This window comes from Bradyrhizobium septentrionale, from assembly GCF_011516645.4.
In the GTDB taxonomy this organism is placed as follows: Bacteria; Pseudomonadota; Alphaproteobacteria; order Rhizobiales; family Xanthobacteraceae; genus Bradyrhizobium; species Bradyrhizobium septentrionale.
Map to the genome: position 1 here is coordinate 8,363,507 of NZ_CP088285.1, position 26,557 is coordinate 8,390,063.

General features: G+C 64.8%; 24 protein-coding genes. 11 read left to right on the forward strand and 13 right to left on the reverse strand.

What is annotated here, in order from left to right:
* Window positions 1-64: 64 nt before the first annotated feature.
* The 3 genes from HAP48_RS41795 to HAP48_RS41805 all read right to left on the reverse strand — a co-directional run bounded on the left by HAP48_RS41795 (window position 65) and on the right by HAP48_RS41805 (window position 2,931).
* On the reverse strand, window positions 65-1,708 hold the full coding sequence (locus tag HAP48_RS41795) for an acyl-CoA dehydrogenase family protein (protein ID WP_166205574.1): 1,644 nt from the start codon (window positions 1,706-1,708) through the stop codon (window positions 65-67).
* Between the two features lie 266 nt (window positions 1,709-1,974).
* Complete coding sequence (locus HAP48_RS41800) at window positions 1,975-2,151, reverse strand: hypothetical protein (RefSeq protein WP_166205575.1); 177 nt, start codon at window positions 2,149-2,151, stop codon at window positions 1,975-1,977.
* A 3-nt stretch (window positions 2,152-2,154) separates the two neighbouring features.
* Complete coding sequence (locus HAP48_RS41805; protein ID WP_166205576.1) at window positions 2,155-2,931, reverse strand: outer membrane protein; 777 nt, start codon at window positions 2,929-2,931, stop codon at window positions 2,155-2,157.
* A gap of 273 nt (window positions 2,932-3,204) precedes the next feature.
* On the opposite strand from HAP48_RS41805, the gene HAP48_RS41810 reads away from it, so the two are divergent.
* Both HAP48_RS41810 and HAP48_RS41815 read left to right on the forward strand, forming a co-directional pair.
* Window positions 3,205-4,548, forward strand: coding sequence for an IS1380 family transposase (locus HAP48_RS41810; protein ID WP_166205074.1), 1,344 nt, complete (start codon window positions 3,205-3,207; stop codon window positions 4,546-4,548).
* A 259-nt stretch (window positions 4,549-4,807) separates the two neighbouring features.
* Entirely contained in the window at window positions 4,808-5,842 is a 1,035-nt protein-coding gene (locus HAP48_RS41815; protein ID WP_166205315.1) for an IS110 family RNA-guided transposase, read from the forward strand.
* 266 nt (window positions 5,843-6,108) lie between these two features.
* Here HAP48_RS41815 and HAP48_RS41820 read toward each other — a convergent pair whose 3' ends face one another.
* From HAP48_RS41820 to HAP48_RS41840, 5 genes are all read right to left on the reverse strand, one after another.
* Complete coding sequence (locus tag HAP48_RS41820) at window positions 6,109-6,561, reverse strand: hypothetical protein (RefSeq protein WP_166205577.1); 453 nt, start codon at window positions 6,559-6,561, stop codon at window positions 6,109-6,111.
* A gap of 35 nt (window positions 6,562-6,596) precedes the next feature.
* Window positions 6,597-7,010 carry a hypothetical protein gene (locus HAP48_RS41825; RefSeq protein WP_166205578.1) on the reverse strand — a complete coding sequence of 138 codons (414 nt, stop codon included), beginning with the start codon at window positions 7,008-7,010 and terminating at the stop codon, window positions 6,597-6,599.
* A 145-nt stretch (window positions 7,011-7,155) separates the two neighbouring features.
* The gene (locus HAP48_RS41830; RefSeq protein ID WP_166205579.1) at window positions 7,156-9,156 is read right to left on the reverse strand and encodes a serine hydrolase; all 2,001 of its coding nucleotides are present in this window, start codon (window positions 9,154-9,156) and stop codon (window positions 7,156-7,158) included.
* Between the two features lie 214 nt (window positions 9,157-9,370).
* Window positions 9,371-9,856, reverse strand: coding sequence for a cupin domain-containing protein (locus HAP48_RS41835; protein ID WP_210292751.1), 486 nt, complete (start codon window positions 9,854-9,856; stop codon window positions 9,371-9,373).
* Window positions 9,857-9,973: 117 nt separating this feature from the next.
* A complete protein-coding gene (locus tag HAP48_RS41840; protein WP_224497117.1) occupies window positions 9,974-10,753 on the reverse strand; it encodes a M15 family metallopeptidase in 780 nt (259 codons plus the stop codon).
* 208 nt (window positions 10,754-10,961) lie between these two features.
* On the opposite strand from HAP48_RS41840, the gene HAP48_RS41845 reads away from it, so the two are divergent.
* The 3 genes from HAP48_RS41845 to plsY all read left to right on the forward strand — a co-directional run bounded on the left by HAP48_RS41845 (window position 10,962) and on the right by plsY (window position 14,152).
* On the forward strand, window positions 10,962-11,915 hold the full coding sequence (locus HAP48_RS41845) for an aspartate carbamoyltransferase catalytic subunit (protein ID WP_166205582.1): 954 nt from the start codon (window positions 10,962-10,964) through the stop codon (window positions 11,913-11,915).
* A gap of 4 nt (window positions 11,916-11,919) precedes the next feature.
* The gene (locus HAP48_RS41850; protein WP_166205583.1) at window positions 11,920-13,221 is read left to right on the forward strand and encodes a dihydroorotase; all 1,302 of its coding nucleotides are present in this window, start codon (window positions 11,920-11,922) and stop codon (window positions 13,219-13,221) included.
* Window positions 13,222-13,555: 334 nt separating this feature from the next.
* Complete coding sequence (plsY, locus tag HAP48_RS41855; RefSeq protein WP_166205584.1) at window positions 13,556-14,152, forward strand: glycerol-3-phosphate 1-O-acyltransferase PlsY; 597 nt, start codon at window positions 13,556-13,558, stop codon at window positions 14,150-14,152.
* A gap of 115 nt (window positions 14,153-14,267) precedes the next feature.
* Here the strand turns inward: plsY and HAP48_RS41860 are convergent, their stop codons facing one another.
* Window positions 14,268-15,506, reverse strand: a complete 1,239-nt coding sequence (locus HAP48_RS41860; RefSeq protein WP_166205585.1) for an amidase — start codon at window positions 15,504-15,506, stop codon at window positions 14,268-14,270.
* A 100-nt stretch (window positions 15,507-15,606) separates the two neighbouring features.
* On the opposite strand from HAP48_RS41860, the gene dprA reads away from it, so the two are divergent.
* A complete protein-coding gene (dprA, locus tag HAP48_RS41865; RefSeq protein ID WP_166205586.1) occupies window positions 15,607-16,722 on the forward strand; it encodes a DNA-processing protein DprA in 1,116 nt (371 codons plus the stop codon).
* A gap of 167 nt (window positions 16,723-16,889) precedes the next feature.
* Here dprA and HAP48_RS41870 read toward each other — a convergent pair whose 3' ends face one another.
* Window positions 16,890-17,288, reverse strand: coding sequence for a winged helix-turn-helix transcriptional regulator (locus HAP48_RS41870; protein ID WP_166205587.1), 399 nt, complete (start codon window positions 17,286-17,288; stop codon window positions 16,890-16,892).
* 99 nt (window positions 17,289-17,387) lie between these two features.
* Here HAP48_RS41870 and HAP48_RS41875 point away from each other — a divergent pair, with 99 nt between their 5' ends.
* Window positions 17,388-17,996 (forward strand): FMN-dependent NADH-azoreductase, encoded by a 609-nt coding sequence (locus HAP48_RS41875; RefSeq protein ID WP_166205588.1) that lies wholly within the window; start codon window positions 17,388-17,390, stop codon window positions 17,994-17,996.
* Window positions 17,997-18,179: 183 nt separating this feature from the next.
* Here the strand turns inward: HAP48_RS41875 and HAP48_RS41880 are convergent, their stop codons facing one another.
* Together HAP48_RS41880 and HAP48_RS41885 are read right to left on the reverse strand one after the other, a co-directional pair.
* Window positions 18,180-18,338, reverse strand: a complete 159-nt coding sequence (locus HAP48_RS41880) for a hypothetical protein (protein ID WP_165123978.1) — start codon at window positions 18,336-18,338, stop codon at window positions 18,180-18,182.
* Window positions 18,339-18,494: 156 nt separating this feature from the next.
* Window positions 18,495-19,268, reverse strand: coding sequence for an SDR family NAD(P)-dependent oxidoreductase (locus HAP48_RS41885; RefSeq protein ID WP_166205589.1), 774 nt, complete (start codon window positions 19,266-19,268; stop codon window positions 18,495-18,497).
* Between the two features lie 109 nt (window positions 19,269-19,377).
* On the opposite strand from HAP48_RS41885, the gene HAP48_RS41890 reads away from it, so the two are divergent.
* Window positions 19,378-19,851, forward strand: a complete 474-nt coding sequence (locus HAP48_RS41890; RefSeq protein ID WP_166205590.1) for a winged helix-turn-helix transcriptional regulator — start codon at window positions 19,378-19,380, stop codon at window positions 19,849-19,851.
* A gap of 657 nt (window positions 19,852-20,508) precedes the next feature.
* Here HAP48_RS41890 and HAP48_RS41895 read toward each other — a convergent pair.
* On the reverse strand, window positions 20,509-20,724 hold the full coding sequence (locus HAP48_RS41895) for a hypothetical protein (protein ID WP_166202850.1): 216 nt from the start codon (window positions 20,722-20,724) through the stop codon (window positions 20,509-20,511).
* Between the two features lie 253 nt (window positions 20,725-20,977).
* Between HAP48_RS41895 and topA the strand changes: the two genes are divergently transcribed.
* Genes topA through HAP48_RS41910 form a run of 3 tightly spaced genes read left to right on the forward strand, consistent with a single transcriptional unit; the run spans window position 20,978 to window position 26,529 of the window.
* A complete protein-coding gene (topA, locus tag HAP48_RS41900) occupies window positions 20,978-23,737 on the forward strand; it encodes a type I DNA topoisomerase (RefSeq protein WP_166205591.1) in 2,760 nt (919 codons plus the stop codon).
* Window positions 23,738-26,101, forward strand: a complete 2,364-nt coding sequence (gene rnr, locus HAP48_RS41905; protein WP_166205592.1) for a ribonuclease R — start codon at window positions 23,738-23,740, stop codon at window positions 26,099-26,101.
* Window positions 26,092-26,529 (forward strand): DUF983 domain-containing protein, encoded by a 438-nt coding sequence (locus tag HAP48_RS41910; RefSeq protein ID WP_166205593.1) that lies wholly within the window; start codon window positions 26,092-26,094, stop codon window positions 26,527-26,529. The genes rnr and HAP48_RS41910 overlap by 10 nt, the downstream gene beginning before the upstream one ends.
* The last annotated feature ends 28 nt before the right edge of the window (window positions 26,530-26,557 follow it).

Genomic DNA, 26,557 nt, shown 5'->3' on the forward strand with positions numbered 1-26,557 from the left:
TCCTCGATCGAAGCGAAGACGTGGATGCCCGGCACAAGGCCGGGCATGACGGTGGTGAATCGGGTCATGGCAGCGCCCGCGCCAGCAGCGCGCGCTGATCGGCATCGGATAGGTCCACCGCGCCGTACATGCCGGCGTGGCGTTCGGCAAGCCGTGTCGCCGCGAACAGTTCGGCATTCCTGGGCGAGACCTGGTTGACCGCCGCGGCGGCCGCGAGCAGCGCAAGCTTCTCGACCGCCAGCCGCGCGATGCGCTCGCTGTCGGGGCGGCGGAACGATCGTCCGATCATTGCGGCGGCCTCGGCCGCGCCCGGCAGGCCCTTGGTCTCGTCGGCGAGCCCGCGCAGCACGGCGAGCGCGGCATCGGCCTCGCGGCCGAGTGCACGCAGCACGTCGAGGCACATCACGTTGCCGGAGCCTTCCCAGATCGCGTTGACCGGCGACTCCCGGTAATGCCGCGCCAAAATGCCGTCCTCGACATAGCCATTGCCGCCGAGGCACTCCATCGCCTCATAAAGGAAGCCAGGTGCGCTCTTGCAGGTCCAGTATTTGATCGCCGGCGTCAGCAGCCGCATATAGGCGGCCTCGCCTGCGTCGGTGGGCGCACGATCGAAGGCGCGGCAGAGCCGCATCACCAGCGCGATGGACGCCTCGACATGCAACGCCATGTCCGATAGCACCGCCTGCATCAGCGGCTGGTCGGCGAGATGTTTCTGGAACACGCTGCGATGCCGCGCATGATTGAGCGCATGCGCCAGCCCCGAGCGCATCAGCCCGGCGGATGCGATCGCGCAATCCTGCCGCGTCAGCTGCACCATCTGGATGATGGTGCGGATGCCCTTGCCCTCCTCGCCGATCAATTCGGCATGGGCACCGTGGAATTCGACCTCAGAGGATGCATTGGAGCGATTGCCGAGCTTATCCTTCAGCCGCTGGAAGTGGATCGCATTGACCGTGCCGTCGGGCGCAAAGCGCGGCATGAAGAAGCAGCTCAGCCCCTGCTCGGCCTGCGCCAGCACCAGGAACGCGTCGCACATCGGCGCCGACATGAACCATTTATGCCCGGTGATGCGATAAGCACCGCCGTCGCGCTCGGCGCAGGTCATGTTGGCGCGCACATCGGTGCCGCCCTGCTTTTCGGTCATGCCCATGCCGAGCGTCATGCCGCGCTTGGTCCACCACGGCGCAAAGCTCGGGTCGTAGGCGCGGGTGCCGATCACAGGCATCGTCTTCGCCAGAATGTCCGGCTGTGAGGCCAGCGCCGCGACCGAGGCGCGCGTCATCGTGATCGGACAGAGATGGCCGGTCTCGACTTGCGCGGCGATGTAGAATTTTGCTGCGCGCACCACTTCGGCCGCCCCGCCGGCCGGCTTGCCGTCCGCGGTCCAGGTCGAGTTGTGCACCCCGGCATGCGCGGAGTGCGCCATCAGCTCGTGATAGGCCGGATGAAACTCGACCTCGTCGCGACGGTTGCCCCTGGCATCGAAGGTTCGCAGTTTCGGCGTGTTCTCGTTGGCGACGCGGCCGCGCTCCGCCATCGCGGCAGATCCCCAATGCTTGCCGAAGCCGGACAGCTCAGCGGTGGCCGCCGCGCCGCCATTGGCGGCGGCGGCAGCGACCAGCGGCGCGTCAGCCGTAAACAGGTCGACGTCCTCGAATGGCGGCGACTGGTTGAAGACGTCGTGGGTAGCGAACGGAGCCTGCGTCATGGTCTCCTCGAGAATTGGTCTCGCTGCGCGGACAACCGGTCTCCGCCGGGGTGGATCACGGGCCAGCCGTGGCGCAATGGAATCGATGGATCATAAGCCTGCGCGCCGGCGCCGGGCAGCGAAAAATGCGCTTCAGCCAGGACGTGTACTCAAAAATGGGCCCGCGCGATGCAGGCAGGTGACTTCAGTTCTGGCCGCGAAGTCGGGCATCGGTGAGAGATGGTGAAGGCATGTCCGCTAAAGAAGCAGAAGTCGCCGCAATCAAATCAGTGGAATTGATAGTTCAGCCCAACACGCAAGATGTTGTCGGTGAAATGGGTGTGCGTGGTGATAGTGCCGCTGAAGGGCGATGTGATTAACCCCAAACCGGGCGGGTTGACGGACGCGCCAGGGAAGGGGCCGATCGTGTCGAGCGATCCCAAGTCGACGTAGAGGTATTCCAATTTCTACGTCCAGCCCATCCCATACGAGATTTTACCCTCGACCCCTCCGCCAACCGTAAAGCCAACCTTCGTCCTGGAGTCGCTGAAAGCGTTCGCGCTGGGTGTAAGGGCAGCGTTGGTGTTTATTGACCCACTAACACCAGTAATGCCCGACACTTCGACGCGGCCAAAAGCCAAGCCGCCGGTCCCATAGATCAAAACCTGATCGGTTATCAAACCTCCAACACGCCCACGAACTGTCCCAAACCAGTTAATCTTGGCATCATACGTGGTCGCTGCGGTGCCGTTGAGCGTGCCAGTCAGAAGACAGGTCGGAGGACCGTTATTAGGAAATACTACAGGCACCCCCGGTGGGCCCGCTGCCGCGAGTGTGCAAACTGGTGTTGAGAATGGTTGGGCAAACGTATTGCCCCCTCGCTCACCCGAATCTTGAATATCGGCCTCGAAGCCCAACACCCATCTCGGGCTGAATTGATAATTGTAGCCGATCTGGCCACCGCCGCTGGCGCCATTTAGCTTCGCTGTATTCGAGCCCGCAACCGCAACGCTATTGTTTGGAAAGCCACCCAAGAAGGTTGGAAACACAACGGTGGTCGCGTTGCCTACGACATCGGTATCGGCCTTGCCCCAGCCGTAACCGACGTTGCCGCCCACATACAATCCGGTCCAACCATAGACCGGTGCGGGTGCGGGCGGCGGAGCCTTGACCGGCATGTCTGCCGCGAAAACCGGCGTTCCGACCAGCGCAATGGCTGCAACCGCATTTGCCAGCTTGTTCACTACAGCCTCCAGCAATGGTCAAGGCTAACACGCTCCTACAGGTTGGGCTGTTACCGATTCATCACGATGAGACATTTTGCAGTGACGAAGCCCGAAATGGGTCGTTTGCAGACGTTCACGGCCGGTCAGGCCATGCCTGCCCTACCCGCTAGCCCGTCTTATTCGCGAGAGGGCGCCTGAGAGGCTGGCGAGCGTGGTGTAAAGCGCTGATGCGGCGTAGGATTCGGTTGCAAAGCCAACCCCATCACCTCAACCGCGAACGCCAGGCCCGCCATGACCGATGATACGATTCTGCCCTTCTCGTTTCCAGCCGTTCACGCCAAGAAAGTCACAGCTGCCTTCGATGGCGGTCGGCTGACCTCGAACGGGGGCGTGATGCTTCTGGCGATGGCCGAGCGGCGTCTCGGCTTGGCCGACAATTTGGCCCGGGTGTTCCCGGATCGGCGCGATCCGACGCGGGTCGTGCACAGCCTTGTCGATATGTTCCGCGCGCGCATGTTCGCGATCTGCTGCGGCTACGAGGACGCCGACGACCTCGATCATCTGCGGTCCGATCCCGCATTCAAGCTGGCCTGCGGACGGCTGCCGGACACGGGTCGCGATCTGTGTTCCCAACCGACGCTGTCGCGGCTGGAGAATGCTCCGCGCCTGCGCGACGTGATCCGACTGACCTACACTTTGGTCGACGCATGGATGGATAGCTACCCGCGCGAGCCGGCATCCGTCACGCTCGACATCGATGATACCTGCGATGTCGTCCACGGCCATCAGCAGCTCTCGCTGTTCAACGCTCATTATGACGAACGCTGCTTCCTGCCGATCCACGTCTACGACACGGAGAAGAGCCGGCCCGTGGCGGTCGTGCTGCGGCCCGGCAAGACGCCGGGCGGGGTCGAGGTGCGTGCCCATCTGCGCCGCCTGATACGGCATATCCGGACGCGGTGGCACAACACGCGAATTACGTTCCGTGGCGACGGGCACTATGCCCGGCCGGAGGCAATGGCGTGGTGCGAGACCAACGGCATCGACTACATCTTCGGTCTGTCCGGCACCAAGCCGCTCGCCAGAAAAGTCGACGAGGTCGCCGACGATATCCGCACCCGACGCGCCATCGAGAACCTAGCTGTTCTGCGCGGCTATACCGAGACGCGCCACAAGGCAAAGTCCTGGGATCGCGAACGGCGCACCGTCGCCCGTATTGAGGCGACGATGCTCGGCCTCGACATCCGCTTCGTCGTCACCAGCCTCGATGTCGGCTCGGCCGAGTGGATCTACGACAGCCTGTATTGCGCGCGCGGCCAAGCCGAGAATCTGATCAAGCTGCATAAGACGCAGCTCGCCTCCGATCGCACCAGTTGCCGTTCGGCGCTCGCCAACCAGGTCCGTCTCGTTCTCCACACCGCCGCTTATTGGTTGATGCTGACCGTGCGCGGCGCCATTCCCAAAGTCCGGGAATTGGCCACTGCCGAGTTCGCGACGCTGCGTCTTCGTCTCTTGAAAATCGCAGCCCGGGTCGTCGAAACCGCGAGCCGCATTCGCCTTGCGTTCGCCGCGGCATGCCCCGAAGCCGACCTCTTCCGCAGCTTGCCCGGCGCGCTGCTCCCGCTCGGCCCGTAACCGACCGGGCCTGCGCCCGCTCACCCGCCCCACTCCTCCAACGCGTACAAAACAGCTTGATGTAGAACCCGGTGACAAAAGGCCGGACGGTCACCCACGCCAGCCGCCAGCCCCCGTCAGACGTCAAGAACGACCGTGCTCTCGTGAATAGATCGGGCTAGACGCGGACAATCCCGGATTTATGATGGGGTGGACGCCCCGCCCGACGGCATCGATGTGCCAAAGTGGAGGTGTTGAGCACCACTTAAGGGAGGCGTCCGTGTCAGAGGTTATCATAATCGGTCTGGATATCGCCAAGCATGTTTTCCACGCTCATGGAGCAGACGGGAAAGGGCGAGCTATATTCAGCAAACGGATCAGCCGAGGAAAGCTGCTGGATTTCTTCGCAGCCCAGCCGAGTTGCACGGTAGCTCTGGAGGCATGTGGCGGAGCCCATCACTGGGCCCGTCAACTCGCCCAGCTTGGCCATGAAGTTCGGCTGATCCCTCCCGCCTACGTAAAGCCGTTTGTGAAGCGGCAAAAGAATGACGCGATCGATGCCGAGGCGATCTGCGAAGCAGCGCAGCGGCCGAGCATGCGGTTCGTAGCCGTGAAGAGCGAACAGCAACAGGCGGCGGGTCTGGTGTTTCGGACCCGTGACCTGTTAGTGCGGCAGCGAACGCAGCTCATCAACGCGATCCGGGGACACCTCACTGAATATGGTTGGGTCGCACCTAAGGGGCCGTCGCACGTGGCGATGCTTACCGACCTGATCGAGGAAGAAGAGATGGCCAGCTCGCTTCCCAAAGCGGCCCACGCCATGTTCCGATTGATGTTGGACCTGCTGACCGACCTCAATGGCAAGGTCGCGGACCTCGACCAGGAAATCGCGCGACGTGCTCGCGAGGACGAAGTATCGCGCCGGCTAATGACCGTTCCCGGCATTGGCCCAATCTCCGCCACCGCGATCGCCGCTCTAGCACCGCCGGCCGAGACCTTTGCTAAAGGCCGTGACTTCGCCGCTTGGTTGGGTCTCACGCCTCTTCAAAGATCGACAGGCGGCAAGCAGAAGCTCGGTGCGACATCCAAGATGGGCGAACGCACGCTCAGGCGCCTCCTCATCATCGGCAGCAGCGCGGTCGTGCAACAGGCGAGCAAACGCGGTGCGCCAAGGGGTTCGTGGCTCGAACAGATGCTGGCTCGTAAACCGCGGATGCTGGTAACCGTCGCGCTCGCTAACAAGATGGCGCGGATCGTCTGGGCGCTACTCGTCAAGTGCGAAAACTACAGAGCTCCGGTTGCCGCCAAGGCGTGATCTTGGCGGGCCAGAGGTCGTCAGAGGTGTAGTCGGTCGAAGGAGGGTATGGCGCAACAGTCGGCGAGACGGGGCCGGAAGAACCAGATGTACTCATCGTGCCTGGAGCACGCATTTATGATTTGGTTCCGGTCCGCGAACTCCCATACGGGCCCGCAGCTCCATCGCTGCATCAGAGGCCGGACAGATGGCAGCATCCGACTACGTGCCAATCTTCTTCAAAAACCGCTTGCATCTGGCGGGGCGTCCACAGATGAGTGCCTGCCCTAGATGCTTCCGTGCCTGGGCGCATGGCGGCCGAGCCAGCGGTCGACCCAATCATTGGCGCGGGTCCGGTTCGCTTCCTTCCTGGACGCCTGGACAGGAAAGATGTCGCCGCTGCCCAGTTGCCGGTGATCAGGATAGGCCGCCAGCTGCAGGTTCGACTCATGTGCCGCGCCATCCACCGGAGAGATGTAGGCAAACCGGATCTCGATCTTATGCTTGATGTCGGCGCCCTGCCATTTCGGATGGTGGCGCGACAGCAGCTCGACTAGCTCGCAAGGCAACAGATCGGAGGTCGAGCTCCGCCCCCCCTCGGTCCTCTCCATGTAGCATTGCTCCTTGACGCTGCTGACGCGCGCGTCGATCGGCCGGAAGTTCACCCGCTTGTCGAGCTCGCCATAGGTATAGAAGCCCGCAACGCCGATGGCGATGATCCCGTAGAGCCCCAGACGCATCGTCGAACTCCCATCCTGCCGGACCGCCGTGACGGTCAGATCGAACGCGTCTTCTCCGCCTTGCTCTTGGAGGCCAGCACCGGAAGCACGTCGCCAGCCCGCAGCGGCTTTCCGTTAGGGAAGTAGGACATCTGCAAGCTCGAGGTGTGCGTGACATTGTCTACCGGCGAGACATAGACGACCTTCACCTCGATCTTGTGCTTCACGTCATAGCCCTGCCACTTCGGATGCTCCTTGCGCAGCAGCTCGGCAGTTTCGCAGCGAGTCAGGTCGGAAGTAAACGTCGTCTTGGTGATGACCCCGCGCTCGACCTTTTCCAGATAGCACTGCTCGTTGACGCCGCTGATGCGCGCATCGACGCGCTGGTAGTTCGCGCTCCTGTCGTACTGGTCGTAGATCGCGATGCCGGCAGCGCCGACGACAATGATTGCAATGGCTCCGAAACGCATGCTTCGTGCTCCCGTAATGCGCGCACTTGATACGGCCGCAATTAAGGAGTGTTGAACGCGCGTTCAGCTACTTCAGCGATGGCAAGCTTTGTCTTGCAAAAATGCCTCGGATTTGAAGGAAATCCGATCCGGCTTTTGGCATCGGCTATTTCGGTGCCGGCGCGATGATCGCCGCCTTCTGCTCCCAGGGCCCGGGATTGAGGATGAGCCCGGAGACCTTGCCCGCCGCGTCGCGGACGAACGCGATCCTGGTGTGATCCTCGTCCTCCACGGTGAATTCGTTGTTCGATGTGGCGACCAGCGGCGTCGCCTTGCCTTTCTCGAACGCGAGGATCGGCCAGGCCCCGACAGCTTCCGCGACGAGCTTGCCCTGCTCGACGCGAAGCTGAAGTTGCACCGTATCGACACTCCGCGCGGCCCGCACAACGCTGAGCTCGCTTGCACCGTCCTGCCCCTTGTGAACGATCTTCATCCTGATCGCCGTGTCGGCCTGCCCTCGCAGCCGGGCCAGCACGTCGCCGAGCGAACGTCTCATGAGCGGCGTGCCGTCGAGTTCGGTGATCAGATCGCCCGCCACGACGCCGGCCTTGGCTGCGGGGCTGTTAGCGAGCGGCCGATTGATCCTCAGGCCCTCCGGCTCCATCGTGACGAACGCCTCGATGCCGAGCCAACCGGTTTTGCCGTCGGCCAGGCCCTGCCGGTCGCGCGAACTCACCGAGGCGCCGAAATCATACGTCCCGGCATAGTCGGCGAGCGCTTCCGGGCTCGCCATCGCCGATCCCGCCGGCGAGGCAGACGAGGACGGCCCGGCAACCGTCAATGCGCCATAGGTGAGATGGTTGATCCCGGCGTAGCGCAGCGCTGCGCGTCCCTTGCTGTCGGGCGTCGCCTGGATCATCTGCAAGCCGATCAGTTTCTCGGCGGGATCGATCCAGAAATACGTGCCCCAATGTCCGGCCCAGGAATAGCTTCCAACAGCGCCCGGTATCCAGCTGTAGACGCGATTGGTGCGGATCCCAAAGCCAAGTCCAAAGGTCGTTCCGGCACGGCCGCCAACCTCGTCACCGCCAAAGATGTGAATATCCGGAGGCAGCGCGTTCGTCGTCATCTGCTTCACCGCCTGCGGGCTGAGCAGGCGCACGCCGTCGAGCTCACCCTCGTTGAGAAGCATCTGGCAAAAGCGGAGATAGTCGGGCGCGGTCGAAACCAGCCCGCCGCCGCCGGAAAACAGCTTCGTCGGCTTCGTGACATCCCAGATCGGTGGCCGTTCCGGCATCGGGGAATCGACCAGGCGGTCGAGCTTCTCTTTCGGCACATAGAATCCGGTGTCCACCATATGCAACGGCACAAAAATGCGGCTCTGCAGGAATTGGTCGAAAGACTGACCGGACACGACCTCGACAATGCGGCCGAGCACGTCGACGCTCCAGCCATATTCATGAACCTCGCCTGGCTGATGGACGAGCGGCACGCGGGCCAGGCTGGACACGAAGTCGGCCAGTGTCCTGTCGCGTCGCCACACGACCACCGAGCCGTAGAGCATATGAACCGCCTGGATTGCCACATCGGCGTTCGCGTCCGAGAGACCACGTTCCGGATAGGCAAAGTCCAGTTCCGGATAGATCAGGCCGGAGGTGTGCCGCAGCAGATCGCGAACCGTCATCGGCCGCTTCGGCGGATCGAGCCCGTATTCCGTCTTGCCGGTGGCCGGGTCGGTCTTTCGGAACGCGACTCGCATCTCCGCAAGCTCGGGCAGGTACAGCGCAACCGGTGCATCGAGGTCGAGCTTGCCCTCGTCGACCAGCATCATGGCGGCGACGCTGGTCACCGGCTTCGACATCGACGCGATCCAGAAGATCGAATCCGTCTTCATCGGCACGGTTTTGCCGCGGTCCTGAAATCCGATCGCCTGCAAATAAGCGAGCTTGCCGCCTTTGGCGATCGCGACGACGGCTCCGGGTAGAAGGCCGTCCGACGGCGAGAAGGCATCGAAGCGGCCCTGGTACCAGGGCGCGATCCGCGCCAGCCGCGCGGCGGAGAAGCCCAGGCTCTTGGCGTCGCCCGGCGTCGTCAGTTCGTCGGCGGACGCCGGCCCCAACAAACAAAGCGCGATCGAGATCGTCCGTATCGACGCGGTGAGTTTCATCCGGGCATCTCCACATCAACACGACATCGCGGGGTCGCTGCCCGCCGCATCGACGATGGCATGGATGACGCCACACGGCGCGCCGATTTCCGCGCCGGATTGGCCGAATTCTGTAAACGGCCAGATTTACTTCGGAATCGGCGACCGAATTTGACGGCGTGACGATGCCACGTCCGCTTTGCCCTGCTAGCGGTTGGCAAATGTTTGAGCCCGCCTAGGTGAATTCGGTCCCGTATTTGAGGGCGATCGCGTTGATCTGGTCCCGCGTCAATTGCTTTCGCGGCTCGCCGGGTCGGCTGCAGGTTTCGCGAAAGAAACCGTCGAGGCCCGGGGGCACCATGATCCACAGCTGAACCAGTTCGTGGTCTGGACTACTGAACCCATGCCACGTGTTTCTGGGTATGAAAATCGTTCCGCCTCTTTCGCAGGCGTGACGCACATCGTTGAGTGTGACCGTGCCACTGCCTTCCAGAACGTAGAAGGCTTCGTCCCTGTCGAGATGTCGGTGAAGGGGAATGCCCGAGCCCTTGGGTAGCTGCTGAATGCCCAGCCCAAGATGATTGGACCCCATCATGGGGTCGGCCTTGATGAAGATGTTGCCGCCATCACGAAAATGGATCAGGTGCTCACCCTCTCCGGCACCAATCACATAGCCCTGCGGCACCGGGGTGTGCGCCTCGTTCTGGTCGCTGTCTGGCATCGCGTGCTCCATTGGCCTATACGCAACAATGAAGAAGTCACAATAGCAAAATGCAGCGCGAACGACGCCTGTGGCCAAGAACGGCTTTGGGTCATCTCTATAGCGGCGGCTGTGGTCCTAGCGCGCCCGCGTAATCGGGAAATCATACGCGGCTGCGCCCGCGCCCGGCAGCGAGAAGTGCCACCATTCCTTCGAATAGTTCACAAAACCCTGGCGGGCCATCGCCGCGACCAGCCTGGTCCGCCAGCTCCGCTGCGCCGGCGTGATGGAGCTGGCAGCGGTATGACCCTTCACGTCGGAGCAGTCATAGCCGGTGCCCATGTCGACGCTGCCCTCCGGGGCGCGCGCGGTCACCGGCGCGGTGCAGTCAGCATAGTCCTTGGCCGGATCGAACTTGCGCGAATTTTCCGCGGTCAGATCGACCAGCGTCAGATCGAGCGCCGCTCCGGTCGAATGACCGGAATGGGTGGCGATATAGCCGAGGCGGAACAGATCGGCTTTCGAGAACGCCGGGTTGTAGCGCCGCTCGGCGGCGGTCTCCCTGCCGTTCTTCGACCACGCCACCATGTCGGCCACGGCGCGGGCCGGCCGGTAGCAGTCGAACATCTTCAACGACAATTTCTGCCGCGCCAGTTCCTGCTGCACGGCCTTGAGCCGAAGCCCGACCTCGCGCTTCACCACGCATTCCGCCGCGCCATAGCCCGCGAGCGGCCGGCCCATGAAATTGTTCGAGGTGGCGTAGCGGATGTCCTGGATGATGGTCGGATCGATGTCGCGCAGAAACGCGAAGCCGCCGGGCAGGCCTTGGGCCACGCCTTGGGCAAGGGCCGGTGAGACCAGGCCCACAACAGCGACGAGGATCACGACAATTTTCACGAGTTCACGCTCCGGCGCCATCGCCGGGCATAGCCGGTCGCTTCCGCTCCGCCCATACCCGGCCATCCACGTCTTGTTCCGGAAACGCCCGCAAAAGCAAGGCGTGGACGCCCGGGATAGGCCCGGGTATGACGGCGGAGAAGGCCGCCACATCTTACTCGGGGAAAACTCCCCCTGGCCCTCTTCGCGCTTGCCCCACCGGCCATCCGCGCCTATAGCTCTCGCTTTAATGACCCCATCATTGAAATCGACTTTTGTCCTCGGTCACCGGCATCTGCTGGGCATCGAGGGCCTTTCCGCTGACGACATCACCGGCCTGCTCGACCTCTCCGAGGAGTATGTCGATCTCAACCGCCAGGTCGACAAGAAACGCGCCAGCCTGCGCGGCCGCACCCAGGTCAATTTGTTCTTCGAGGCCTCGACCCGGACCCAGTCCTCGTTCGAGATCGCCGGAAAACGCCTGGGCGCCGACGTCATGAACATGTCGGTATCCTCGATGTCCACCCGCAAGGGCGAGACCTTGATGGACACTGCGGTGACGCTGAACGCGATGCACCCCGACATCCTGGTGGTGCGCCACCACGCCTCCGGCGCGGTCGAACTGCTGGCGCGCAAGGTTGACGGTTCCGTGATCAATGCCGGCGACGGCGCCCACGAGCATCCGACCCAGGCGCTGCTGGATGCGCTGACCATCCGCCGCAACAAGGGCCGGCTCGAGGGGCTGACGATCGCGATCTGCGGCGACGTGCTGCATTCGCGCGTGGCGCGGTCCAACATCTTCCTGCTCAACACCATGGGCGCGCGCGTCCGCGTAGTGGCCCCTTCCACGCTGCTGCCGCGCGGCATCGAGCGGATGGGCGTCGAGGTCGCGCGCGACATGCGCGAGGGGTTGAACGGCGCCGACATCGTGATGATGCTGCGGCTGCAGCGCGAGCGCATGAACGGCTCCTTCGTGCCGTCGAGCCAGGAGTACTTCCACTATTTCGGCCTCGACCAGAAGAAGCTCGGTTACGCCAAGCCGGACGCGCTGGTGATGCATCCGGGCCCGATGAACCGCGGTGTCGAGATCGACACTTTCGTCGCCGACGGCGCGCAATCGCTGATCCGTGAACAAGTTGAAATGGGTGTGGCAGTGCGCATGGCGGTGCTCGAAGCACTCGCCCGCAACCTGCCGAACGCGTGACGCCATGCTGACTGACCGCCGCCCCATCCTGCTCGCCAACGCCCGCGTCATCGATCCGTCCCGCGACTTCGACGGTCCCGGCGATGTCCTGATCGCCGACGGCGTGATCCGTGACGCCAAGCGCGGCATCGGCGCCGCCGGTGTCCCCGAAGGCACCGACATCGTCAATTGCGCCGGCAAGATCGTGGCCCCCGGCCTGATCGACATGCGCGCCTTTGTCGGCGAACCCGGCGCAAGCCATCGCGAGACCTTTGCCTCCGCCAGCCAGGCCGCGGCCGCCGGCGGCATCACCACCATCATCTGCCAGCCCGACACCTCGCCTGTCATCGACAATTCCGCGACCGTCGACTTCGTGCTGCGCCGCGCCCGCGACACCGCGATCGTCAACATCCATCCGATGGCGGCCCTGACCAAGGGCATGCAGGGCTTGGAGATGACCGAGATCGGCCTGTTGAAGGCCGCCGGCGCGGTCGCCTTCACCGACGGCGACCGCAGCGTCACCAACGCCCAGGTGATGCGGCGCGCGCTGACCTATGCCCGCGATTTCGACGCGCTGATCGTGCACCACACCGAGGACCCGAACCTGGTCGGCGAAGGCGTCATGAACGAGGGCGAATTCGCGACGCGGCTCGGGCTTGCCGGGATTCCGACCGCCGCCGAGTCGATCATGCTCGAGCGCGACATGCGGCTCGCGGGGCTGACCGGCGGCCGCTATCACGCGGCCTCGCTGACCTCGACCGAGTCGCTGGAGATCCTCAAGCGCGCCCGCGACTCCGGCTACAACGTCTCGGCCTCGGTCTCGATCAACCACGTGACCTTGAACGAGAACGATATCGGGCCTTACCGCACCTTCCTCAAGCTGGCGCCGCCGCTGCGCACCGAGGACGATCGCAGGGCGCTGGTCGCAGCGCTGGCCTCCGGGCTGATCGACGTGGTGATGAGCGATCACAATCCGCAGGACGTCGAGGTCAAGCGGCTGCCGTTCGCGGAAGCGGCGAGCGGCGCGGTCGGCCTGCAGACCATGCTGCCGGCGGCGCTCAGGCTGATCCACAATGGCGAGATGGATTTCAAGACGCTGATCCGGGCGATGTCGACCCGGCCGGCGGAACTACTCGGCCTGCCCGGCGGCACACTGCGCGCAGGCGCCCCTGCCGACATCATCGTGATCGATGCCGACACGCCCTGGGTGCTCGACCGCGACGATCTCAAATCGCTGTGCAAGAATACGCCGTTCGACGACGCCCGCTTCTCCGGCCGCGTGACGCGGACGATCGTCGGCGGACGGACCGTGTACGAGCACGTCTAAAGCTAAAGCGTTTTCGAGCGAAGTGGATACCGGTTCGCGTGAGGAAGACGCGTCAAAACAAAAAATTAGAGCCCCGTTCCGATGCAATCAGAACGGAACAGGCTCTAAATCTGGATGGAACTCAACGCGCCGCGAGCTGCGACATCGCTTCCATCGTCGTTCCGACGACGATAGCTGCGACGTAAACGACAAAGAACAGCTGCTCCAGCCGCCTGCGAACAGAAGCCATGATAAGCTCCCTCATTTCCAAGGCCATGGTGCGGGTTGATGGTTAATATTTCATTGACGGAGTTGGCCGAAATCGACCGGACCGGCCGTCCAGGGAACCACCGCGATGTCTGCTGACGCGATGCTGCTGCCCGCTTTCCTGATCGGCTATCTCCTCGGCTCGATCCCGTTCGGCATGGTGCTGACCAGGCTCGCCGGCACGCAGGATCTGCGCACGATCGGCTCGGGCAATATCGGCGCCACCAACGTGCTGCGCACCGGCCGCAAGGGCCTCGCCGCGGCGACGCTGATCGGCGACATGCTGAAGGGCACGGTCGCCGTCATCATCGCGGGCACCATCGACGGCCCGAACGCCGCGATGCTGGCGGCGCTGGGCGCGTTCCTCGGCCACCTGTTCCCGGTCTGGCTCAAATTTCGTGGCGGCAAGGGCGTCGCCACCTATCTCGGCGTGCTGCTCGGGCTGTTCTGGCCGGCGGCGCTGATCTTCGCCGTGATCTGGCTCGGCACCGCCTATACCACGCGCTACTCGTCGCTCTCGGCGCTGATCGCCGCGTTCGTGACGCCGCTGTTCCTGTGGTGGTTCGGCCACAACGCGCTCGCCTCGCTGTTTGCCGTGCTGACGCTGCTGTTGTTCTACACGCACCGCGAAAACATCCAGCGCCTGCAGGCCGGCACCGAAGGCAAGATCGGCGAGAAGAAGTAACTCTCCGTCATTCCGGGACGCGCCTTTTGGCGCGGGCCCGGAATCCATTGGGCCGCATGACTTGTGGAGGGATGGATTCCGGGTTCTCGCTTCGCGAGCCGCGGAATGACGCGGCCTATTTTGCCAATGCAGCTTCCACAAAGCTCGCTGCCGCCAGCGCCTTGGCATCGCCGCCAAAACCCGCGATCGCGGTGACGCCGACCGGCAATCCGCCCTCGGCGATCAGCGTCGGCACGTTGACGCAGGGCACGCCCATCAAGGTCCACAGCCGGTTGTAACGGGGATCGCCGGTCGACGATAAGCCTTCTGGCGCTGCAGCCGGCGCCGACAGCGTCAGCAGCACGTCGACCTCGCCGAGGATCGCGGCCAGCGCCTGCCGCGCGCGCAGCGTGACGTCCATCGCCGCATCATACTCGGCGGGCGTGCCGCCCTTGCTCTCGTCGAGCCGGCCGCGCAGCAGCGGCGGCATCGCATCGTAGTGCTGGCCATACTCCCAGGCGAACGATTGATGCGCCTCGAACTCCTGGACCACCGGATGGATCCGCCACGCCTCCGCGATGATCTCGGGCATCGCGAGTTCGCGAACGGTCGCGCCGGCCTGCTCCGCCGCCCGCGCCGCCTTCTGCAACGCCTCCGCACCGGATGGTTCGGGCGCGCCGGCAAAGGCTTGCGTCACCACGCCGATGCGCGGCGCCGCAACCGATGACGGCACGACAAGCTCCGGCCGCCTGGTCATCGCAGCCAACCCGAGCGCGACATCGCGCACGCCGGCGCCGAACAGCCCGACGGTATCGAGTGTCCAGGAGAAGCATTTCACGCCGACGGTCGGCAGCAGCCGGTAGCTCGGCTTGATCGCGGCGACGCCGCAGAACGAGGCCGGCCGGATCACCGAGCCGCCGGTCTGCGTGCCCAATGCCAGCGGGATCATCCCGGCGGCGACCGCGGCGGCCGAGCCCGACGACGATCCACCCGGTGTGTGCGCGTGATTGTGCGGATTGAGCGTGGCGGTCGGATCGTTCGCCGCGAACGCCGTGGTCGTGGTCTTGCCGATGATGGTGGCGCCGGCCTGCTTCAGCGCCATCACGACAGGCGCATCGGCGCGCGGCTGATGGGCGCGATAGATCGCAGCCCCCATCTCGGTCGGGAAATCGGCGGTATCGATGATGTCCTTGATGCCGACCGCAATACCGCGCAGCGGCCCGGCAGCCTGCGCCCGCGCCTTGCCGTCGTGGCGGACGAAGGCGCCGATGGTCTTTTCCAGCGCGCCGATCGCCTCCAGCGACTGGCCGATGGCGGCCTCGGGCGACAGCGCGCCCTGCTCGATACGCGCTTTGAGGTCGGCAAGTGAGATCATGGGGGCTTCCTTGAATTGGCGACCGCTTGTAGCGCGTCACGCCCACTGCGCCAATGTCGTGGTTGATCACAATCCCAGGTTGGGCGAAGCTACGCCCCACATGCATGACCGGACGCCCAGCGCTGTAAAACTCACCGACACCGAGCGGCTCAACCGCCTGCGGCTGATCCGGTCCGACAATGTCGGCCCGCGCACCTTTGCATCGCTGCTCCGCCATTTTGGCGATGCGGCGCATGCGCTGGAGCGTCTGCCCGATCTCGCGCGCCGCGGCGGCGCGTCGGGGCCCGGGCGCATCACGAGCGAGGCCGACGCGGCTGCGGAGCTCGCGGCCTGTGCGAGGCACGGCATCGATCTCGTCGCGCCGGAGGAAGCGCATTATCCGGCGCGGCTTGCCACCATCGACGACGCGCCACCGCTGCTTGCCGTGCGCGGCGCGCGCGACGCCCTGACGCGCCCGATGATCGCGATCGTCGGCTCCCGCAATGCCTCCGGCGCCGGGCTGAAATTTGCAGGCACGCTGGCGCGTGATCTCGGCGACGCCGGCTTTGTCGTGATCTCCGGCCTCGCCCGCGGCATCGATCAGGCGGCGCATCGCGCCAGCGTTGCAAGCGGCACGGTCGCGGTGCTCGCCGGCGGCCACGACAGGATCTATCCGCCGGAGCATGAGGACCTGCTGGCCGCCCTGCTCGAGCGCGGCGCGGCGATCTCGGAGATGCCGCTCGGCAACGTGCCGCGGGCGCGCGACTTCCCCCGCCGCAACCGGCTGATCTCGGGCGCCTCGCTCGGCGTCGTGGTGGTGGAGGCCGCGCATCGCTCGGGCTCGCTGATCACGGCGCGGATGGCCGCCGAACAGGGCCGCGAGGTGTTCGCAGTGCCGGGCTCACCGATTGATCCGCGCGCCGCCGGCGCCAACGATCTGATCAAGCAGGGCGCCACGCTGGTCACCGAAGCGGCCGACGTCATCAGCGCGGTGACGCCGATCATGGAGCGCCCCGTGATGCTCGGCGCGCGCGAGGAGGACGAGCCGCTGGACTTTGCCACCGATGCGCCCGATCGCGCCCGCATCATCAATCTGCTGGGACCGAGCCCGATCAGCCTCGATGATCTGATCCGGATGGCCGATGTCTCGCCCGCCGTCGTCCGCGCGGTGCTGCTGGAGCTGGAGCTTGCCGGCCGGCTCGAGCGTCACGGCGGCGGGCTGGTGTCGATGATTTAGACTAGCACTGCGAACAGGCGGCTTTCGCCAATCTGTCACCGTCATCCTGAGGAGCGCGTAGCGCGTCTCGAAGGATCGACGGCCACCAGCCGGGCCGTGCATCCTTCGAGACGCCTGCTGCGCAGGCTCCTCAGGATGACGGATCACGGTATGGCCGACAACGGGCTCTACTCGTTCCGTGCATCAAAACTGCTGCGCGCGCCTTCGATCTCCGGCAGATGCGCGAACGCCCATTCGCCGAGCGCCTTCACAGGCGCCGCCAGCCCGCGGCCGAGATCCGTCAGCTCATAGTCGACCCGCGGCGGGATGGTCGGAAACACCGTGCGGGTCACCAGGCCGTCGCGCTCCAGGCCGCGCAGCGTGAGCGTCAGCATCCGCTGCGAGATGCCGCTGATCATGCGCTTCAATTCGTTGAAGCGCTTCGGCCCGTCGATCAGCATCATGATCACGAACACGCTCCACTTGTCGCCGACCCGCGCCAGCACGGAGGCGACCGCGCGGCAATCGCTGTGATCGGGACTCGGCCGCCGCGGCGGGGCAGTCACATGGATGTTCTCAGGTCTCATCGCTGTGCTCGGGTTTCAAAAATGTGCGTTCTTGCGCATATTTAGGGCGGTCACTCATATAGCGCCAGTTACAAACCTATACCAAAGGTGACCCCAGCCATGAAACTTCTGCACATCGACTCCTCGGTCCTCGGCCCCCACTCCGTCAGCCGCAAGGTCTCCGCTGCCGCCGTCGAGCGGCTGCGCCAGGCCAATCCCGGCCTCGTCGTGAGCTACCGCGATCTTACCAAAACCCCGCTCGCCCACCTCTCCGGCCTGCATTTGGCCGCGAGCCAGGGCGCCACTCCGGACCCGTCGGTGCGCGACGATGTCGCGACCGGCCAGGCGGTACTGGATGAGTTCCTCGCCGCCGACATCGTGGTGATCGGCGCGCCGATGTACAATTTCACCATTCCCTCCCAGCTCAAGGCCTGGATCGACCGCGTCGTGGTGGCGGGCAAGACCTTCAAATACGACGCCACCGGCGTTCAGGGACTGGCCGGCAACAAGCGGGTCATCATCGCGATCTCGCGCGGCGGCTATTACGGCGCCGACACGCCGATGGCCGCCCTCGAGCATCTCGAGACCTATCTGCGCGGGGTGTTCGGCTTCATCGGCGTCAGGAATCTTGAATTCATCCCGGCCGACGGCATCCAGGTCGGTCCCGAGCATCGCGAGAAGGCGGTCGCAGGCGCACTGCAGGCCGCCGGCAGCCTGAACGCTGCCTAGCCCCAGAACCGCTGTCGTCACCCGCGAAAGCGGGTGACCCAGTATCCCAGAGACAGCCGTTATTGAATCGAGAGGCCGCGGCGTATGGATACCCCGCATGCGCGGGGTATAACAGTTGTGCGCGGGGCAAGGTCTTGGCCAAGCGGCTATCGTCATGCACGGGCGGGCGACCCGCCGGGTGCCTCAGAACCAGACGCCCTGAATGCCAGCGATGACGGCGACGAGAGAGATCAACAAGCCGATGCCGGAAAACAGCGCGACCGTCACGAACTGTGCCGTGTCTGAATTCTCGGACGCGGACGACACTCTGATCGGAGTAGCAATACGAGCTGCTTTGGGCATGACGGCACTCCAAATGATTCCGTGGTGAAAAAATTCCCCGCCCATTCAGGAGTCCGGCGAGTACGTCAAAGGTTCAATTCATGCAATGATAGTCGCGCACGAAACCGGCCGGTGTGAACCGTTTCACACCGGCCGTTCGTTACAATGAGAAACAATTTAGCCGCGATAGATCGGCGCGCCGGCGGGCGAAGCCGTTGCGCCGCCATCGACGAACAGCTCCTGCCCCTGCACATGCGCCGCGTCGTCGGACGCCAGGAACAGCACCGTCTTCGAGATGTGATCGGGCTCGCCGATGCGTCCGAGTGGCGTGGTCTTGCCGATCCGCGCCTCGAACACCTTCTCGGCCTCGGGCGTTGCGATCGCCGCGCCCCAGATCGGTGTACGCACCGCGCCCGGCGCCACCACATTGACGCGGATGTTGCGCGGCGACAGCTCTGACGCCATCACCCGCGCCATCGCGCGCACGCCGGCCTTGCTCGCGGCATAGGCCGAGTAGCCCGGATTGCCGAGCACCGAAATCACCGAGCCGTTGAGGATGATCGACGCGCCGTCGTTGAGATAGGGCGCGACCGCCTGCACGGTGAAGAACACACCGGTGAGATTGGTGCGGATCACATTTTCGAAAGTAGCCAGCGTGGTGCCGCCGACCGGCGTCTGGCCGGGAATGCCGGCATTGGCAAACAGCACGTCGTATTTGCCGAACTTCTCGGCGCCCTGCTTCACCGCGGCCTCCAGCGCCGCGACATCGGTGGCGTCGGCCGCCACCGCCAACGCGTTCGGCCCGAGTTCCTTGGCCGCCGCCGCAAGCGTCTCCTTGTTGCGCCCGGTGATGACGACCTTGGCGCCCTCGGCCACGAACAGCTTTGCCGTCGCGAGCCCGATGCCGCTGTTGCCGCCGGTGATCAACGCCGTCTTGTTTGCCAATCTCATGTCCGCCTCCAGTTGGTTGCATTATTAAACTTCATTGCCTACCTAGGGCATCAGGTTTAATATTGCAACCACACAAGACCGTGATGGCCCAACTTCTGGAGACCGCGCCGTGAAACGAACCAGCCTCGCAGGCGATTCTTGCCCGGTGGCCCGCGCGCTCGACGTGTTCGGCGACTGGTGGTCGTTGCTGATCATCCGCGACGCCAGCCTCGGCCGGCGCCGCTTCGGGGAATTCCAGGCGAGCCTCGGCCTCGCCAAGAACATCCTCACCACGCGGCTGCGCACGCTGGTCGAGCGCGGCATATTGAGGATGGTCCCCGCCTCCGACGGCAGCGCCTATCAGGAATATCTGCTGACGCCGAAGGGCCACGGCATCTTTCCGATCCTGGTCGCGCTCCGGCAATGGACCGAGGAGTTCGACGAGCACCCGGACGAGATCGCGACCATCCTGGTCGACCGCGACAACGGCAAGCCGGTGAAGAAACTCGCGCTGTTCTCGCAGGACGGACGCGTGCTTGATGCCGCCGACACGGCGCTGAAGCCGCGGCCTGCCGCGAAGCGCGCGCGGCGTGTATCGGCCTAACTCTATCCATCAGGATGGCGACCGGTGTTGCCCATTCGACACGACGGGCAACTCAGCAAAACCTGTCAATCCTAGCGCGCGAAATATTTCGCTTTATCAGAAATACAACTCAGTGCTATAGATTGTCCGTCTCACCCGATCGAGGGGCGCTTCGCGATCGTCACGAACGCGGTGTGGGATGCGGTGGACGCTGAGCGTATGACTGACGAGCATGCGCAACGCGGACGGTGAAGTCGTGTGGTCCTGACGCCCTAGCGGCCGGTGTCCCCTCGCAATAGCACGCAGCGCTTTGCGAAGGCGGCGACAAGCAAGCCCAGTCTCGCCGGGGAGAGCACGAAATAAGCCGTAACCCATCGCGCAGGGAAAGCCGGAGTGTTTCCGGTTACACCTGTGGTCCTACCCCCGAGCTTTCTACCTTTTGCTCGGGGCCCATGGGTGCGATCGGCACCCGGCTTTCCCTGCGCCCTCTGCGAGAGGAGGGCGAAACGAAATGCAAAGCTCGGACGATTCATGTCGCGAGAACGCGAAGCTACGTCCCCACCCACACTGTCATCGCCCGGCTCGACCGGGCGATCCAGTACGCCGCGGCCTCTCGGCTCAAGCACCGGCGTCTCTGAATACTGGATCACCCGCATGCGCAGGTGATGGCACCGGTTGTCACGACAACCTCCTTCGACTGCGCGCACGCAACTGCTCGTCGGCTTCCAGCCGGGCCATCGCGAACAGCCGGTCGAGGACCTCGAATTTGTGGCGCTGGGCGAGTTTGGCGAGTTCGGTCGCGGCGGCTGCGATCAGGACCAGGGCGTCATCCGGACCGCCCTCCCCACCGGTCTCGTCGCCCGCCGGTCGTCGCCGGCCGGATGCCTTGCGCATCCGGCCGCCCCCTGTGCTGCTCAAAAGGCCTAGTCCGATTCCCACCTTATATATAAAGAGATACGCCCTTTCCGGCCGCAACTCTAGGACGTATTTTTCAACCCTTGGGATAGAAACTCCACAGCCTGGACCCTCCCTTCAATATCTGGCGATTTGACAGGGACCGCCTCAGCACCCATGTTCGCCCCGACACGGCGGGCCGCGAGTCTAGCGGGACCCACCTTCAAGTTTTCCCGTAAGCTATTGGAATGACATGAATATCGTCATTGTGGAGTCGCCTGCCAAGGCCAAGACGATCAACAAATATCTGGGATCCTCCTACGAGGTCCTGGCGTCGTTTGGCCATGTCCGCGACCTCCCGGCCAAGAACGGTTCGGTCGATCCGGACGCCAATTTCCAGATGATCTGGGAGGTCGATGCCAAGGCCGCCGGCCGTCTGAACGACATCGCCAAGGCGCTCAAGGGTGCCGACCGCCTGATTCTCGCAACCGACCCTGATCGCGAGGGCGAGGCGATTTCCTGGCACGTGCTGGAGGTGATGAAGGAGAAGCGCGCGCTGAAGGACCAGAAGGTCGAGCGCGTGGTGTTCAACGCCATCACGAAGCAGGCCGTCACCGACGCCATGAGGGCGCCGCGCCAGATCGACGGCGCGCTGGTCGACGCCTATATGGCGCGCCGTGCGCTGGACTATCTGGTCGGCTTCACCCTCTCCCCCGTGCTGTGGCGCAAGTTGCCCGGCGCCCGCTCCGCCGGCCGCGTGCAGTCGGTCGCGCTGCGGCTGGTCTGCGACCGCGAGCTCGAGATCGAGAAGTTCGTGCCGAGGGAGTACTGGTCGCTGGTCGCGACGCTGCTGACGCCGCGCGGCGACGCCTTCGAGGCGCGGCTGGTCGGCGCCGACGGCAAGAAGATCGCGCGGCTCGACATCGGCTCCGGCGCCGAAGCCGAGGACCTCAAGAAGGCGATCGAGGCCGCGCTGTTCAAGGTTGCGACCGTCGAGGCCAAACCGGCCCGGCGCAATCCGCAGGCCCCCTTCACCACCTCGACCCTGCAGCAGGAAGCGAGCCGCAAGCTCGGCTTCGCGCCGGCGCACACCATGCGCATCGCGCAGCGGCTGTATGAAGGCATCGACATCGGCGGCGAGACCACTGGTCTAATCACCTATATGCGAACCGACGGCGTCCAGATCGATCCGTCCGCGATCACCCAGGCCCGCAAGGTGATCGGCGAGGACTATGGCAACGCCTACGTGCCGGACGCGCCGCGCCAGTACCAGGCCAAGGCCAAGAACGCGCAGGAAGCGCACGAAGCGATCCGCCCGACCGATCTTTCGCGTCGCCCGGCCACCATCGGCCGCCGCCTCGATACCGACCAGGCCAAGCTCTATGAGCTGATCTGGAAGCGCACCATTGCGAGCCAGATGGAGTCGGCCGAACTCGAGCGCACCACCGTCGACATCGAAGCCAAGGCCGGTGCCCGCACACTCGAGCTGCGCGCCTCCGGCCAGGTCATCAAGTTCGACGGCTTCCTCGCGCTCTATCAGGAAAGCCGTGACGACGAGGAAGACGAGGATTCGCGTCGCCTGCCCGCGATGAGCGCGGGCGAAGCGGTGAAGCGCCAGAGCCTCGCGGTCACCCAGCATTTCACTGAGCCGCCGCCGCGCTTCTCGGAAGCCTCGCTGGTGAAGCGGATGGAAGAGCTCGGCATCGGCCGGCCCTCGACCTACGCCTCGATCCTGCAGGTCCTGAAGGACCGCGGCTACGTCAAGCTGGAGAAGAAGCGGCTACACGGCGAGGACAAGGGCCGCGTCGTGGTCGCGTTCCTGGAAAACTTCTTCTCGCGATACGTCGAATACGACTTCACGGCCGATCTCGAGGAACAGCTCGATCGCGTCTCCAACAACGAGATTTCCTGGCAGCAGGTGCTGAAGGATTTCTGGAGCGGCTTCATCGGCGCGGTGAACGACATCAAGGATCTGCGCGTCGCCGAGGTGCTCGATGCGCTCGACGAGATGCTGGGCCCGCATATCTATCCGCCGCGCGCGGATGGCGGCGACGTCAGGCAGTGTCCGACCTGCGGCACCGGGCGGCTCAATCTGAAGGCCGGCAAGTTCGGCGCCTTCGTCGGCTGCTCGAACTATCCGGAATGCCGCTACACAAGGCCGCTGGCGGCCGACAGCGCCGAGAGCGCCGACCGCGTGCTCGGCACCGATCCCGACACCGGGTTCGATGTCACGGTGAAGGCCGGCCGTTTCGGCCCCTACATCCAGCTTGGCGAGCAGAAGGATTACGCCGAAGGCGAGAAGCCGAAGCGCGCGGGGATTCCGAAGGGCACCTCGCCTGCCGATGTCGACCTCGAACTGGCGCTCAAGCTTCTGTCGCTGCCGCGCGAGATCGGCAAACATCCGGAGACCGGCGAGCCGATCACCGCCGGCCTCGGCCGGTTCGGGCCGTTCGTCAAGCACGAGAAGACCTATGCCAGCCTCGAAGCCGGCGACGAGGTGTTCGATATCGGGTTGAACCGCGCCGTCACGCTGATCGCGGAGAAGATTGCCAAGGGTCCGAGCGGCCGCCGCTTCGGCGCCGACCCGGGCAAGCCGCTCGGCGATCACCCGACGCTGGGCGCGGTCGCGCTCAAGAACGGCCGTTACGGCGCCTATGTCGCGGCCGGCGGCGTCAACGCGACGATCCCGAGCGACAAGACGCCCGATGAGGTCACGCTTGCGGAAGCGATCGCGCTGATCGACGAGCGCGCGGCCAAGGGCGGCGGCAAGGCAAAGGGCAAGAAGGCGAAGGCGGCAAAGCCCGCAAAAGCCAAGGCCGAAACGGCCGACGGCGATGCCGAGGCGAAGCCCGCCAAGAAGGCGGCGTCCAAGAAGGCCGCGGCGAAACCGAAAACGGATGCAACCAGCAAGGCGCGCGCGCCGGTCGCCTCGGGTGCCAAGACGTCGCCTGCAAAGTCATCGGCACCAGCGAAAGCGCCCGCGAAGAAGAGCGCCGGCAAGGCACGAGGATAAGTGAAACCAAAACCCGACCATGGCTTTCCGGGCCGGGACGCCATCGTCGCCTTCATCCGCGCCAATCCAGGCAAGATCGGCACCCGCGAGATCGCGCGCGCGTTCGGCCTGAAGAACGCCGACCGCATCGAGTTGAAGCGGATCCTCCGCGAGCTCGCCGACGACGGCACGGTCGCCAAGCGCGGCCGCAAGATTCACGAGCCGGCGGCACTGCCGCCGACCGTGCTCGCCGACATCACCGGCCGTGACAGCGACGGCGAGTTGATCGCCACGCCCGCCGAGTGGGACTCCGAAGAAAACGGCACCGCCCCGAAAATCCGCATCGAGACGCCGCGGCGGCCGAAGCCCGGCACCGTCGCCGGCGTCGGTGACCGCGCGCTGCTGCGGGTCGAGGTGACCAACGAGCGCGACGGCACGCCCTATCGCGGCCGCGTCATCAAGGTGATCGATCACGGGCGAACCCGTATCCTCGGCATCTTCCGCCGCAACCCTGAAGGCGGCGGCCGGCTGATCCCGGTCGACAAGAAGCAGGCCGGCCGCGAGCTCAACATCGCCAAGGCCGACAGCGGCGGCGCCGAGGACGGCGACCTCATCAGCGTCGACCTGATCCGCACCCGCGGCTACGGGCTAGCCTCCGCCCGGGTCAAGGAACGGCTCGGCTCGATCGCCAGCGAGAAGGCGATCAGCCTGATCGCGATCAACACCCACGACATCCCGCAGGTGTTTTCGTCTTCTGCACTGCGCGAAGCCGAAGACGCCAAGCCCGCGACGCTGCAGGGCCGCGAGGACTGGCGCGACGTGCCGCTCGTCACCATCGATCCGCCTGACGCCAAGGATCACGACGACGCCGTGCATGCCGAGGTCGATCCCGATCCGAACAACAAGGGCGGCTTCATCGTCCATGTCGCGATCGCCGACGTCGCCTTCTATGTGCGGGCGGGCTCGGCACTCGACCGCGACGCGCTGCAGCGCGGCAACTCGGTGTATTTCCCCGATCGCGTGGTGCCGATGCTGCCCGAGCGGATCTCCAACAATCTCTGCTCGCTTGTGCCGGGCGAACCGCGCGGCGCGCTCGCGGTGCGGATGGTGATCGGCGCCGACGGCCGCAAGCGCTCGCACACCTTCCATCGCGTGCTGATGCGCTCGGCCGCGAAGCTTGCCTACGCGCAGGCGCAGGCGGCGATCGACGGCAGGCCCGATGACACCACCGGCCCCCTGCTCGATCCGATCCTGAAGCCGCTGTGGTCGGCCTATGAGCTGGTCAGGCTCGCACGCAACGAGCGCGACCCGCTCGATCTCGATCTGCCCGAGCGCAAGATCCTGTTGAAGCCCGACGGCACCGTCGACCGGGTGATCGTGCCGCAGCGGCTCGATGCGCACCGGCTGATCGAGGAGTTCATGATCCTCGCCAACGTCTCAGCCGCCGAGATGCTGGAGAAAAAGGCGCTGCCGCTGATCTACCGCGTGCACGACGAGCCGAGCCAGGAGAAGGTTCACAACCTCCAGGAATTCCTGAAGACGCTCGACCTGCCCTTCACCAAGCAGGGTGCGCTGCGGCCCGCGCAGTTCAACCGCGTGCTGGCGCAGGTCTCGGGCGAGGACTATGAACCGCTGGTCAACGAGGTGGTGTTGCGCTCGCAGGCGCAGGCCGAATACTCCGCCGAGAATTACGGTCATTTCGGCTTGAACCTGCGCCGTTACGCGCACTTCACCTCTCCGATCCGGCGCTATGCCGACCTGATCGTGCATCGCGCGCTGATCCGCGCGCTCGGCCTCGGCGAAGGCGCCTTGCCGACCGATGAGACCGTGGAGACGCTGGCCGAGATCGCGGCGCAGATTTCCGTCACCGAGCGCCGCGCGATGAAGGCGGAGCGCGAGACCACCGACCGGCTGATCGCGCATTTCCTTGCTGACAAGGTCGGCGCCTCGTTCCAGGGCCGCATTTCCGGCGTGACGCGATCCGGCCTGTTCGTGAAGCTCGATGACACCGGCGCCGACGGCCTGATCCCGATCCGCACCATCGGCAGCGAATATTTCAACTACGACGAAACCCGCCACGCGCTGATCGGCTCGCGCAGCGGAACCATGTATCGGCTCGGCGACGTCGTCGACGTCCGGCTGGTCGAGGCAGCTCCAGTGGCGGGCGCGCTGCGCTTTGAGCTATTATCCGGCGGCCAGGCAATTCCGCGCGGCAGAAAACGCGAGGGCGCAAGGGCCGAACGTGGCGCCGCGGGATTTGGCAAGGGACCAGGCAAGGGAACTGGCAAGAAGGCGCACAAGGAGCGGAAGGCGCGCAACAAGAAGGACCGCAAGCCGGCGAAGTCCAAGCCCGGCAAATCGAAGCGAGGCACGTCATGGAAGTGACACCGCCGACAGTGGTCTGGACTCGCGACGGAGCCGAGCCCGAGAAGCGCGACGTGTGGAGCGCGATGAAACGCGGGTTCCTTGGCCGCTGCCCGCGCTGCGGAAAAGGCAAACTGTTTCGCAAGTTTCTCAAATGCGACGGCCATTGCCCGGTCTGCGACCTCGACTTCTCGCCGCATCGCGCCGACGATCTGCCCGCCTATCTCGTCATCGTCATCGTCGGCCATATCGTGGTACCGACCGCGCTGTGGATCGAGACCGACTATTCGCCGCCGGTGTGGCTGCAACTTGCGATCTATCTGCCGTTCACGCTGTTCGCATCGCTGGCGCTGCTGCAGCCGGTGAAGGGAGCCGTGATTGGATTGCAATGGGCCCTGCGCATGCATGGCTTTGACGAAAATGCCCCTAGCGACATCCCGCCGGTCTAGCTAAACCGGGCCGCAAGAAGAAATGAAA

What these genes read in the sequence shown, in the direction of transcription:
- dprA (WP_166205586.1), top strand. Translation starts at nt 15,607, where the DNA reads ATGCATGACCGGACGCCCAGCGCTGTAAAACTCACCGACACCGAGCGG.
- HAP48_RS41860 (WP_166205585.1), bottom strand. Translation starts at nt 15,506, where the DNA reads ATGATCTCACTTGCCGACCTCAAAGCGCGTATCGAGCAGGGCGCGCTG.
- HAP48_RS41825 (WP_166205578.1), bottom strand. Translation starts at nt 7,010, where the DNA reads ATGCGTTTCGGAGCCATTGCAATCATTGTCGTCGGCGCTGCCGGCATC.
- HAP48_RS41845 (WP_166205582.1), top strand. Translation starts at nt 10,962, where the DNA reads ATGACCCCATCATTGAAATCGACTTTTGTCCTCGGTCACCGGCATCTG.
- HAP48_RS41820 (WP_166205577.1), bottom strand. Translation starts at nt 6,561, where the DNA reads ATGCGTCTGGGGCTCTACGGGATCATCGCCATCGGCGTTGCGGGCTTC.
- HAP48_RS41880 (WP_165123978.1), bottom strand. Translation starts at nt 18,338, where the DNA reads ATGCCCAAAGCAGCTCGTATTGCTACTCCGATCAGAGTGTCGTCCGCG.
- HAP48_RS41870 (WP_166205587.1), bottom strand. Translation starts at nt 17,288, where the DNA reads ATGAGACCTGAGAACATCCATGTGACTGCCCCGCCGCGGCGGCCGAGT.
- topA (WP_166205591.1), top strand. Translation starts at nt 20,978, where the DNA reads ATGAATATCGTCATTGTGGAGTCGCCTGCCAAGGCCAAGACGATCAAC.
- HAP48_RS41810 (WP_166205074.1), top strand. Translation starts at nt 3,205, where the DNA reads ATGACCGATGATACGATTCTGCCCTTCTCGTTTCCAGCCGTTCACGCC.
- HAP48_RS41885 (WP_166205589.1), bottom strand. Translation starts at nt 19,268, where the DNA reads ATGAGATTGGCAAACAAGACGGCGTTGATCACCGGCGGCAACAGCGGC.
- HAP48_RS41910 (WP_166205593.1), top strand. Translation starts at nt 26,092, where the DNA reads ATGGAAGTGACACCGCCGACAGTGGTCTGGACTCGCGACGGAGCCGAG.
- HAP48_RS41850 (WP_166205583.1), top strand. Translation starts at nt 11,920, where the DNA reads ATGCTGACTGACCGCCGCCCCATCCTGCTCGCCAACGCCCGCGTCATC.
- plsY (WP_166205584.1), top strand. Translation starts at nt 13,556, where the DNA reads ATGTCTGCTGACGCGATGCTGCTGCCCGCTTTCCTGATCGGCTATCTC.
- HAP48_RS41795 (WP_166205574.1), bottom strand. Translation starts at nt 1,708, where the DNA reads ATGACGCAGGCTCCGTTCGCTACCCACGACGTCTTCAACCAGTCGCCG.
- HAP48_RS41835 (WP_210292751.1), bottom strand. Translation starts at nt 9,856, where the DNA reads ATGCCAGACAGCGACCAGAACGAGGCGCACACCCCGGTGCCGCAGGGC.
- HAP48_RS41875 (WP_166205588.1), top strand. Translation starts at nt 17,388, where the DNA reads ATGAAACTTCTGCACATCGACTCCTCGGTCCTCGGCCCCCACTCCGTC.
- HAP48_RS41830 (WP_166205579.1), bottom strand. Translation starts at nt 9,156, where the DNA reads ATGAAACTCACCGCGTCGATACGGACGATCTCGATCGCGCTTTGTTTG.
- HAP48_RS41840 (WP_224497117.1), bottom strand. Translation starts at nt 10,753, where the DNA reads ATGGCGCCGGAGCGTGAACTCGTGAAAATTGTCGTGATCCTCGTCGCT.
- HAP48_RS41895 (WP_166202850.1), bottom strand. Translation starts at nt 20,724, where the DNA reads ATGCGCAAGGCATCCGGCCGGCGACGACCGGCGGGCGACGAGACCGGT.